The sequence below is a fragment of the Spirillospora sp. NPDC046719 genome (assembly GCF_040645715.1).
Classification (GTDB): Bacteria; Actinomycetota; Actinomycetes; order Streptosporangiales; family Streptosporangiaceae; genus Spirillospora.
The window spans coordinates 1-10549 of sequence record NZ_JBEYYT010000344.1 but is presented as its reverse complement, the minus strand read 5'-3'; the positions used below and the strand labels follow the sequence as shown (position 1 = coordinate 10549).

The window sequence follows — 10549 nt, the reverse complement described above, 5'->3', positions numbered from 1 at the left end:
CCCCGCACGCCCGGCACGGCGAGCGCGCCGCCGCGGTGATCCGGCCGCGCGACCCGGCGCGCCCGGTCTCGCTGGACGACCTGCGGGCCCATCTCGCTGCGGCCGGGCTCGCACGGCAGAAGTGGCCGGAGTCGGTGCACCTCGTCGCGGACTTCCCGCGCACGGCCACCGGCAAGATCCAGAAGTTCCGCCTGCGTGAGCAGGTGCGCGACGGCGCGCTGCGGGACGCCCTGTGAGGCGGGCCGTGGCGTCCGGGGCGCCGGACGCCCTTCGAGGAGGGGGAGGCCCGATGGAGCCCTCGGGTTACGCCGACCGGCCTGACTACCGCGTGGACGTGCGCCGCAAGCGCAACCTCGTCCGCGTGACCCACGAGGGCGTGCTCCTGGCCGAGACGACCGCCGCCCTCGTCGTCGACGAGCAGGACCACGGGCTCGTCCTCTACGTGCCCCGGGCGGACGTGCGGACCGAGCACCTCGCGCCGTCCGAGCGGACGTCGCGGTGCCCGTTCAAGGGGCGGGCGAGGTACTGGCGGCTGCGCGACGGCACCGACCCGATCGCGTGGGAGTACCCGGAGCCCTACCCCGAGGTCGCGATCCTCCGCGACCACATCGCCTTCTACCAGGACGCGGCCGTCGTGCGGATCGGCTCCGCCACCCCCGTCACCTCCGCTCCCCGCGACTCCGGTGGGAGTGGCCGCCATGGGTGAGGGGGAGAGGGGCTGGGACGAGGACGAACTGCTCCGGCTGATGGACGTCCGGCCGGCCGGCCCCGGCCGGTACACCGCCCCCGCCCATGGGGCCACCGAGCGCAACGTGGTCGAGGCGGGCCAGTTGCTGGCGGACGCCGTCGTCGCGGCGTCGAAGGAGATCCCCGGGCAGCGGGTCCTGTCGGCGTCCATGGTCTTCTCACGGGCCGCCCGCCACGACGCGGGGATCGAGGTCGAGCTGGACGTCCCGCACAGCGGCCGGACCTACTCCACCGTCCAGGCGCGGGTGACGCAGGACGGCGTCCTCCGCTGCGCCGGGCTCATCCTCATGGGCGCCGACTGCGGCGACTTCCTCGGCTCGACCGCGCCGATGCCCGACGTGCCTCTGCCGCCGCGGCCCTTCCAGCGGCCCGGCATGGACGTGCAAGGCCGCGAGATCCGCGTCGTCGACGACGCCTACGACGGGGATCCGCGGCACGTCGGACCGCCCGAGATCCACGTGTGGACCCGCTTCACCGACGCGCCGAAGGCCGCGTACCTGCACACCGCGCTGATGACGCAGTCGGTCACGCACTGGACGATCGCCGCGGCGCTGCGCCCGCACGCCGGCTACAGCGAGGCCATGGCGCACGAGACGATCTCGACCGGCATAGCCCAGGCCGCGATCGCCTACCACGACGACGTCGACATCACGCAGTGGCTGCTGTACGCCACCCGGGTCGTCTACACGGGCCGCGGGACCACCCAGAGCGAGGGGCGCGTGTACGGCGAGGACGGGCGCCTGGCCGCCTCCTACTCCGTGCACGGGATGATCCGCCCCTTCGCCCGCGGCTGCTCACCGGACCCCGCCACGGCCCTCTGACGGCTCCGAGATTTCGACATCGACATCAACACATGCTGCTCCCCGCGAGGGAGCCGAAAGGGGCTTTCATGCCGTCACGCGAGGTGCCGTTCCCGCTGTTCGACGCGGACAACCACCTGTACGAGACCGAGGACGCCTTCACCCGGTACCTGCCGGAGGAGTACCGGGGCGCCATCGAGTACGTGCGGGTGCGCGGCCGGACGAAGATCGCGATCCAGGGCCGGATCAGTGAGTACATCCCCAACCCGACGTTCGAGAAGGTCGCCCGCCCCGGCGCGCAGGAGGACTACTTCAAGCACGGGAACCCCGAGGGCAGGTCGTACCGCGAGATCGTCGGCCGGCCCATCGCGTCGATCCCGGCGTTCCGGGAGCCGGGGCCGCGGCTGGAGCTGATGGACGAGCAGGGCGTCCAGCGGTCCCTGATGTTCCCGACGCTGGCGAGCCTGCTCGAGGAGCGGATGCGGGACGACCCGGAGCTGACCCACGCGGCCGTCCACGCGCTGAACCGGTGGCTGGACGAGGTGTGGTCGTTCAACTACCGGGACCGGATCTACACCGCGCCCGTGATCACCCTTCCCATCGTGGAGGAGGCGGTCAGGGAGCTGGAGTGGTGCCTGGAGCGCGGCGCGCGCGTCGTCCTGGTGCGGCCCGCGCCGGCGCACGGGTTCCAGGGCCCCCGCTCGGTCGCGCTGCCGGAGTTCGACCCGTTCTGGAAGCTGGTCCAGGACAGCGGCACGCTGGTGGCCTTCCACTCCTCCGACAGCGGCTACCAGCGGTACGCCGCGGACTGGGAGGGCAAGCAGCGCGAGTACCTGCCCTTCACGCTCCAGCCGTTCCGCGAGATCGGGCAGTGGCGGGCCATCGAGGACACGGTCGCGTCGCTGATCTGCCACGGCTGCCTGACCCGCTTCCCCGGCCTGAAGATCGCCACCATCGAGACCGGGTCGTCCTGGGTGGGGCCGCTGCTGGAGAAGCTCGCGGTCACCTACAAGAAGATGCCGCAGGGCTTCGGCGAGGACCCCGTCGAGCAGATGCGCCGGCTGATCCACGTGAGCCCGTTCATCGAGGACGACATGGCCGCGCTGGCCGACCTGCTCGGGATCGACCGGGTGCTGTTCGGCTCGGACTTCCCGCACCCCGAGGGCAAGGCCGACCCGATCACCTACGTCGACGAGCTGGCCGCCCTCCCCGGCGACGCCAAGGCGAAGATCATGGGCGGCAACCTCTCCCGCCTCATCCCCGCGTGACCGGGCCGCAGGAGCCGCCCCCGCCCGGCCGCGCTCTCGCCGGCCTGTACCTCCCGCAGGTCAGGATGGACTTCGCCGCCATCGAGACCCGCGCCCGGGCGGCGGAGGAGGCGGGCTTCCACTCGGTCTGGCTCATCGACCACCTCGCGCCTCCGGCGGGCCGCGGGCTCGACATGCTCGACGCCTGGACGGTCGCCACCGCGCTGGCCGTGCGCACCGAACGGCTGCACGTCGGGCACCTGGTGCTGTGCGCGGAGTTCCGCCATCCGGCGCTGCTGGCGAAGATGGCGGCGAGCCTCGACGTTCTGTCCGGCGGGCGGCTGGAACTCGGCCTCGGCTGGGGGTCGGTCGCCCGGGAGCTCGCCGACTACGGGTTCGCCGACCCCGGCCCGGCGGCCCGCGCCGGACGGCTCGCCGAGGCCATCGACCTCCTGCGCCTGCTGTGGGGCGGCGAGCCGGTCGACTTCGACGGCGGCCACTGGACGCTCCGGGACGCCGTCTGCCGCCCCCGCCCCGTCGCGGGGAGCGTGCCGATCCACATCGGCGGTGCCGGCCCCCGGCTCACGATGCCCTTGGTCGCGGGACGGGCCGACTGGTGGAACTGCCCGGCGGGCTCGGCGGGCAGGCTCGCCGAGCTCCGCCCGTCGGCGGGCGCGGCCCGCGTCTCCGTGCAGCATCCCGTCGGTCTGGCGGCGTCGTCGGCGGCGCGCGAGGAGGTCGTCGAGACCGTCCACCGCCGCTTCGGCGCCTGGGGCGGCGTCGTCGCCGGAACCCCCGACGAGGTCGCGGACGCGCTGGCGCGCGAACGCGCGGCGGGCGCCGAGCTCTTCGTCTGCCAGTTCCACGACTTCGGCGCGCCGGAGACGATCCGGCTGTTCGCCGACGAGGTCCTCCCGGCGCTCCGATGACCCCGCCGCACCGATCCCGCGCCCCCGAACCGGCCGCCGGAGCCCGCCGAGGCCCCGCCCGGGACATGCTCGCCGAACTCGGCCTCGCCACCCGCAGGGCCGGCGACGGCCTGCACGGCACCGCCTCGGTCACGCCCGAGATGCACGTCCCCGGCACCGCGCGGCTCCGGACGTCCATCCTGGCCGCGTGGGCGGACACGCTGACCGGCCTGCTCGCCACCCAGGTCACGGCGCCCCGCGTGCCGGTGACCCTGGAGCTCGACGTCCAGCTGTACCGTCCCGCTCCCGCGAGCGGCACCGTCGACGGGATCGCCGCGGCCGTGAAGGTCGGCCGGTCGGTGTTCGTGGCGAGCGTGCGGTTCACCACGGCGGGCGCGGAACCGCTGGCCGTGGCGCACGCCTCGTTCATGACGGCGCCCGACCCCGGCATCACGCTCCCGCCCGCCTTCGACGTCGAGCTCCCCCGCGGGCGGAAGCGGCTGGCCAGGCCCTTCGCCGAACGCGCGGGCTGCGAGCGCCGCGGCCCCGGCCTCGCCGTCCTGCCGCGCTCCGAGGACGGCCTCAACGTCTCCGGGACCGTCAACGGCGGGCTCATCGCGCTGGTCGCGGAGGAGGCGGCCCTGTCGCTGGCGCCGGGCGGCGCCCTGTGCTCGCTCGGCCTGCGCTACCTCCAGCCCGCGCGGACGGGGCCCGTGGTCGCCGCCGCCGAGATGCGCGACGGTCTCGCGCAGGTGGAGGTGCGCGACTCCGGCAACGGCGACCGCCTCACCGGCATCGCCACCGCCAGGACCTTCGCCGAGGGGCGCGCCGGGGAGCGCTGACGCCCCCCGGCCGCCGCTCACCGGCTCTTGAGCTTGTCCTTCATCCCGTCGAGCCGCATCAGGACGGGGAACCCGCCGTCGCTGAGGGCGTTGCCGTGGCCGGTCTGGTGGACGTCGAACACCGCCTGGATCGCCGCGTAGAAGCCCTGCACGTCGAGGGTCTGGTTCACGGCGCGCTTGGCCTGCCGCAGCGCGAAGGGGTGCATCCGCGCGATCCGGCCGGCCAGCTCCATCGCGGTCGCCTCCAGCTCCTCCAGCGGCACGACACGGTTCACCATGCCGACCTTCTCCGCCTCGTCCGCGGTGACGGGACGGCCGGTGAACAGGATCTCCTTCGCCTTGCGGGGGCCGAGCTCCCAGGTGTGGCCGTGGTACTCCACACCGCCGATGCCCATGTGCACCACGGGGTCGGAGAACTCCGCGTCCTCGGCGGCCACGATCAGGTCGCAGGGCCAGCAGAGCATGAGGCCGCCCGCGATGCACTTGCCCTGGACCGCCGCGATCGACGGCTTGGGCACGTTGCGCCACCGCAGCGTGTACTCCAGGTACCGGCGCGCCTCGATCCCGTAGATGTGCTCCAGGGTGATCTTGTCCGGGCCCGGGCCGCCGCCCTTGAGGTCGTGGCCGGACGAGAAGTGCCGGCCGTTGGCCTTGAGCACGACGACCCGGACCCCGTCGTCGCCGGCGGCGCGGCTCCAGGCGGCGTCGAGGTCGTCCAGCAGCTCCATGGTCTGCGCGTTGGCGGCCTCGGGCCGGTTCAGCGTGATGACCGCGACGCGGTCCTTCACCTCGTACAGGATCTGGTCCATCAGACATCCTTTTCCGGTTCGATCACCTGGGGTGGTCCATCGCGGCGAGCGCCGCGTCCGCGGCCCGCAGCACGGCGCCGGGGTCGGCGCCCGCCGCGGCGGCGATGCCCGCGACCAGGCCGACGTCCTTGCGGAGCAGCCCGCCGGCGTGGGCCGCGATGCGGTCGAGCGTCCCGCCCCCCGAGGCGACCCGGTCGAGGGCGAAGCTGGCCCCGCTGCCGTGGGAGACGACCTCGGCCAGCCGGCCGGGGTCGACGTCCAGCGCGCGGCCGAGGGCCAGCGTGGTCGCCGCGGTCGCGAGGTTGGCGGCGAACAGCAGGTTGTTCAGCAGCTTGGCGACCTGCCCGGAGCCGAGCGGCCCCATGTGGACGATCGGGTCGCCGTAGGACGCGAACACCGGCCGGCAGCGGTCGACGGCCTTCTGCTCGCCGCCCGCCATGACCAGCAGGCGCCCCGCGGCCGCCGCGGGGCCGCCGCCGCTCACCGGCGCGTCGACCATGTCCACGCCCTTGGCCGCCGCTTCGGCCGCCAGCCGCCGGCAGGTGTCGGGGTGGACGGTGCTGTGCACGGCGACCAGCCCGCCTTCCCCGAGGCCCGCCAGCACGCCGTCCTCTGCGGTCAGCACCTCCTCCACCCCGGCATCGTCGACGACGCAGACGCAGACGAGGTCGCTCGCCTGGGCCAGCTCCGCGGGGGACGCGGCGACGGCCGCGTCCGTGCCGGCGAACGGTTCGAGCGTGGCCGCGCGACGCGCCCAGAGCGTGATGGGATGGCCCGCCTCGATGATCCGGCGGGCCATGGGCCCGCCCTGGCTGCCGAGCCCGATGAAGCCGACGCGCGGGTCGGAAGTGCTCATCCGTCCTCCTCAGTGGGTCCGGTGCGCTCAGTGGGTCCGGTGCGGTCCTGCGGGGCCGCGGGCCGGGTCAGGCCCTGGGCAGCCCGAGGATGCGCTCGGCGATGATGTTGCGCTGGATCTCCGAGGTGCCGCCCGCGATCGTCCCGCCGAAGCTGCGCGCGTACCGCTCGAACCAGCTCGCGTAGTGGTCGGCGAGGTCCATGTGGTTGTACGGCGCGGTCAGCGCGGGGTGGACGAGCGAGTCGGGCCCGTGCTCCTCCAGCGCGTGCAGCGACGCCTCCTGTACGGCCTCGGAGCCGAACAGCTTCAGCACCGACAGCTCGGCGGGGTCGCGCCCGCCGGCGAGCTGCCGGTAGCCGAGCAGCCTGATCGCCTGGAGGTCCATGAGCAGCGTCGCGAACCACTCCCGGCCGCTCGGGGAGTCGTCGATCAGGTAGCTCATCCAGTCGGCGTAGCTCAGCCACAGCAGCGTCCGCTCGTGGCCGAGCGAGCCGTGCGCGACGCCCCAGCCGCCGTGCAGCGGGCCGACCAGGTTCTCGCGCGGCACCCGGACGTCGGTGAAGAAGACCTCGTTGAAGTCGTGGTCGTCGGGGGCGGCGATGGACCCGAACGGCCGCCGGACCAGCCCCTCGCTGTCGGTCGGGATCACCAGGACGCTGATGCCCTTGTGCTTGGGGGCGTCGGGGTCGGTGCGCACGAACGTCAGCAGGATGTCGGCGTCGTGCGCGCCGGACGTCCACACCTTTTGCCCGTTCACCACGAACTCGTCGCCGTCGAGGACGGCGCGGGTGCGCAGCCCGGCGAGGTCGGAGCCGGCGCCGGGCTCGCTCATCCCGAGCGCGGCGGTGATCTCCGCGCGCAGGATCGGCGCGGCCCACCGCCTCTTCTGCTCCTCGGTGCCGAAGGTCAGCAGCGACGCCGCGACGATGCCGAGGCCCTGCGGGTTGAAGCTGTGGTAGATCCGCCGCCGCGACAGCTCCTCCAGATGGGCGAGCTGCTGCGGCAGCGTCGCGTTGCGGCCGCCGTACTCGGGCGGGTTGCCGGGCAGCAGCCAGCCCGCGTCGAACAGCTTGCGCTGCCACCGCCGCGCCCACTCGGGGATGTCCGCGCTGGACCTCGGGCGCGGGACGGCCTCCTCCGGGGAGGGCAGGTTCGCGTCGAGGAAGGCGGCGAACTCCGCGCGGAACTCCTCGATCTCGGGGTCGGGGGTCAGTCTCATCGGGCCGCGCCCTTCCGCGCGTGCTCGTCCAGCAGCGCCCTGCGGTGCACGGACGCGGTTCCCAGCAGCAGGTCGCACGCCTTGGCCCGCTTGAGATAGATCTGCAGGTCGTTCTCCCACGTGTAGCCCATGGCGCCGAACAGCTGGTAGCCGTGCTTGAACACGACCCGCTGGCACTCACCGGCGGACGCCTTGGCCATCAGGGCGGCCTCGCGGCGGCGCGGGTCGTCCTCGGCGATGGTCAGCGCGGAGTAGTACGCGAGCGCCCTGGCGCGCTCGATCGCGACGTACATGTCCGCCGCCTTGTGCTTGACGGCCTGGAAGGAGCCGATGGGCACGCCGAACTGCTCGCGCTGCTTGACGTGCGCGACCGCCAGGTCGAGGATGCGCCGGCACGCCCCCACGGCGGTGATCGCCAGCCCCATCAGGGTCAGGTCCGGGATCCCCGCGACGAGGTCCGCGGCCTCGACGTGCGCCACGTGCAGCGTCGGGTCGAAGACGGCCACGGGCTCCGCCTCGATCTCCGAGCCGTTCACCACGACCACGCCGGAGCCCGTCAGCAGCGCGACCTCGTCGGCCCTGCCGGCGTCCAGGACGAACCGGCCGGTGCCGTCGCAGACCCCCGTCCCCGATCCCTCGGGGAGCCGGCCGGCGAGCGGCGCGAACCAGGTCGCCGCGGCCAGGAAGGGGGTCGGGTCGGCGACGTACCCGAGCTCGTCCAGCACGATCGCCAGCTCGACCGGCGGGGTCTCCAGCCAGCCCAGGTCGAGGTAGGTCTTCCAGAGCTGCTCGGGCGGCAGCGACCGCGACCGCTCCACCGTCTCGCGGACCATCGTCCGCAGCAGCCGCTGGTCCTCGTCGAACTCGAAATCCATGCGCCCTCGCTCCTCAGCGCCGTGTCGCGGCGGCCGGTCCCGCCGATGCGGTGTCGACGGCGTCGTTCACTGGTCCGTGCACTTTCAGACGATCCTCGTTTCGTGGTCCCGCCAGTAGGTCTCCTTGAGCAGCCCCTTGCGGAGCTTGCCGTTGGGGTCCCGCGGCAGCGCGGCGGCGAAGTCGACGTCGCGCGGGCACTTGTAGTGGGCGAGGCGGTCCCTGCAGTAGGCGAGCAGTTCGTCCTTCAGACCGTCCGGGGGCCGCTCGTCCGCCGGCTGCACGACCGCCAGCACCCGTTCGCCCATCTCCGGGTCCGGGACTCCGATCACCGCCACGTCCGCCACGGCGGGATGCATGACGAGGACGTCCTCGGCCTCCTGCGGGTAGATGTTGACCCCGCCGGAGACGATCATGTGGGCGACCCGGTCGGTCAGGTACAGGTAGCCGTCCTCGTCGAGGCGGCCGACGTCGCCGAGGGTGCGCTCGCCGAAGTAGACGACGCCGTCCCGGACGCTGACGTCGTCGCCCGCCCTGCCGACCGAGCCGGGATGCTCCAGCCACTCCCGCGGCCCGATGGCGACGTGCCCGTAGCCCTCGGTGCCCGAGTAGTACTCGTGGATGATCGGGCCGAACCAGTCGAGCATCCGCCGCTTGACCTCGACCGGGCACGGGGCGGCGCTGTGGAAGACGAGTTGGAGGCTGCTCAGGTCGCGGTCGCGCCGCTCGGCCGGCAGCTTCAGCATGCGGACGAACATCGTCGGGACGAACTGGGCGTGCGTGACGCGGTGCCGTTCGATCAGCTCGAGGGCCAGGGCGGCGTCGAACCGGTCCATGACGACGAGGGTGGCGCCGAGCCGCAGCAGCGACATGCAGTAGACGAGCGGCGCGGCGTGGTAGAGGGGCGCGGGGGAGAGGTAGACGCTGCCGGGGCCGATCCCGTACCGCTCCAGTCCCATCGCGACCTTGACGCACTCGGCGGACGGGTCGCCCATCGGGCCCGCGCTGAGCTGCTTGCGGATCGCCTTCGGGCGCCCGGTCGTCCCGCCGGAGAACAGCAGTTCGCGCCCCTCGCACTCGCGGAGCCGCTCCGTGTCGGCCGGGCGGGCGAGCAGCCGCTCGTAGACGTCCTCGGTGACGAGCAGCCTGCCGTCGGTCATCTCCTCGATCTCCGACGGCCGCAGGTGCGTGTTGACCGGCGTGTAGTACAGCCCCGAGCGCTGCGCGGCCCAGGCGACCTCGAGCAGGGCGGCCCCGTTCGGCATCTGGACGGCGATGCGCTCCCCGGGGCTCATGCCGAGCGCCGCGGCCAGGTGCCGGGAGCGGGCGTCGAGCTCGCCGTAGGTCACGGTCCTGCCGTCGCTCTCGATGACCGCGATCGCGTCGGGGCGCAGTTCCGCCTGCCGGCCCAGGTGATACATGAGCTGGAGAATATCATTCTCAAGAACTGAAAGTAAGAGTCTCTACAGCGAGAAGAATAGGGGACAAGTAGGGTATGACTTTATCTAGAATGAAGAGTATCGTTCTTCTGGTGACCGAAGTCTCCGAAGAGCCGGCCTGGCGCCGGCGGGCCGTCGAGCGGTCCACCCGCGCCGCCAAGCTCCGCGCCGAGCAGCGCGTGCAGCGCTTCCTGGACTCGGCCCACGACCTCATCACCGAGAAGGGGACGACGGACTTCACCGTCCAGGAGATCGTCGAGCGGTCCCAGCAGTCGCTGCGCAGCTTCTACCAGCACTTCGACGGGAAGCACGAGCTGCTGCTGGCGCTGTTCGAGGACGCGCTCGCCAGGGGGGCGCTGGAGATCCGGGACGCGGTCCTGGCCGAGGACGATCCCCTGCGCCGCCTCCGGGGCGCCGTCGAGCTGCTCTACGAGCAGTCCCGGCCGAGCCGGCAGGTGGAGCGCCCGTTGTTCAGCGACTTCGCGCAGCAGCTGTTGGTCCGGCATCCCACCCAGGTGGCGGCGGCCCACCTCCCGCTGCTCGCGGTGTTCACCGAGCTCATCGAGCAGGCCGCCGCGAGCGGCGCGATCCCGGCCGGGCGGCCGCGGCGGCGGGCCTCCCTGGTGATGCAGACGATCATGTTCGCCGCGCAGGGCAACGGCGTACCGGCCGGAGGCCACGCGGTCCCCTTCACCTCCGCGGAGATCTGGGAGTTCTGCTTCGGCGGGATCGCCGGCTCCGCCTGCGCGCCGCCCGCCCCGCGCCCCGCCGACTGACATCCGGCCGCGCCCGCCCGGCTCAGCGCCGCG

The 10549-nt window shown here is 73.2% G+C and carries 11 protein-coding genes and 1 pseudogene; 7 read left to right on the top strand and 5 right to left on the bottom strand.

What is annotated here, in order from left to right:
• The 6 genes and pseudogenes from ABZ914_RS38165 to ABZ914_RS38140 all read left to right on the top strand — a co-directional run.
• Positions 1-236: pseudogene (locus ABZ914_RS38165) on the top strand (hypothetical protein); the annotation flags it as partial.
• 53 nt (positions 237-289) lie between these two features.
• Entirely contained in the window at positions 290-706 is a 417-nt protein-coding gene (locus ABZ914_RS38160; protein WP_500199307.1) for a DUF427 domain-containing protein, read from the top strand.
• Positions 699-1568: an acyl-CoA thioesterase gene (locus ABZ914_RS38155; RefSeq protein ID WP_500199305.1), complete on the top strand. Its 870-nt coding sequence runs from the start codon at positions 699-701 to the stop codon at positions 1566-1568. The genes ABZ914_RS38160 and ABZ914_RS38155 overlap by 8 nt, the downstream gene beginning before the upstream one ends.
• A gap of 68 nt (positions 1569-1636) precedes the next feature.
• Positions 1637-2815, top strand: coding sequence for an amidohydrolase family protein (locus ABZ914_RS38150; protein WP_500199304.1), 1179 nt, complete (start codon positions 1637-1639; stop codon positions 2813-2815).
• Complete coding sequence (locus ABZ914_RS38145) at positions 2812-3723, top strand: LLM class flavin-dependent oxidoreductase (protein ID WP_500199302.1); 912 nt, start codon at positions 2812-2814, stop codon at positions 3721-3723. The genes ABZ914_RS38150 and ABZ914_RS38145 overlap by 4 nt, the downstream gene beginning before the upstream one ends.
• A gap of 65 nt (positions 3724-3788) precedes the next feature.
• Complete coding sequence (locus tag ABZ914_RS38140) at positions 3789-4544, top strand: PaaI family thioesterase (protein ID WP_500199301.1); 756 nt, start codon at positions 3789-3791, stop codon at positions 4542-4544.
• Positions 4545-4561: 17 nt separating this feature from the next.
• On the opposite strand, the gene ABZ914_RS38135 is transcribed toward ABZ914_RS38140, so the two are convergent.
• The 5 genes from ABZ914_RS38135 to ABZ914_RS38115 all read right to left on the bottom strand — a co-directional run bounded on the left by ABZ914_RS38135 (position 4562) and on the right by ABZ914_RS38115 (position 9722).
• Positions 4562-5353: an enoyl-CoA hydratase gene (locus tag ABZ914_RS38135; protein WP_500199299.1), complete on the bottom strand. Its 792-nt coding sequence runs from the start codon at positions 5351-5353 to the stop codon at positions 4562-4564.
• A gap of 22 nt (positions 5354-5375) precedes the next feature.
• Positions 5376-6209: an NAD(P)-dependent oxidoreductase gene (locus ABZ914_RS38130; RefSeq protein ID WP_500199297.1), complete on the bottom strand. Its 834-nt coding sequence runs from the start codon at positions 6207-6209 to the stop codon at positions 5376-5378.
• A gap of 67 nt (positions 6210-6276) precedes the next feature.
• Positions 6277-7428, bottom strand: a complete 1152-nt coding sequence (locus ABZ914_RS38125; RefSeq protein WP_500199296.1) for an acyl-CoA dehydrogenase family protein — start codon at positions 7426-7428, stop codon at positions 6277-6279.
• Complete coding sequence (locus ABZ914_RS38120; RefSeq protein WP_500199294.1) at positions 7425-8303, bottom strand: acyl-CoA dehydrogenase family protein; 879 nt, start codon at positions 8301-8303, stop codon at positions 7425-7427. The genes ABZ914_RS38125 and ABZ914_RS38120 overlap by 4 nt, the downstream gene beginning before the upstream one ends.
• A gap of 84 nt (positions 8304-8387) precedes the next feature.
• The gene (locus tag ABZ914_RS38115; protein ID WP_500199292.1) at positions 8388-9722 is read right to left on the bottom strand and encodes an AMP-binding protein; all 1335 of its coding nucleotides are present in this window, start codon (positions 9720-9722) and stop codon (positions 8388-8390) included.
• Positions 9723-9832: 110 nt separating this feature from the next.
• Between ABZ914_RS38115 and ABZ914_RS38110 the strand changes: the two genes are divergently transcribed.
• The gene (locus tag ABZ914_RS38110; RefSeq protein ID WP_500199291.1) at positions 9833-10516 is read left to right on the top strand and encodes a TetR/AcrR family transcriptional regulator; all 684 of its coding nucleotides are present in this window, start codon (positions 9833-9835) and stop codon (positions 10514-10516) included.
• The last annotated feature ends 33 nt before the right edge of the window (positions 10517-10549 follow it).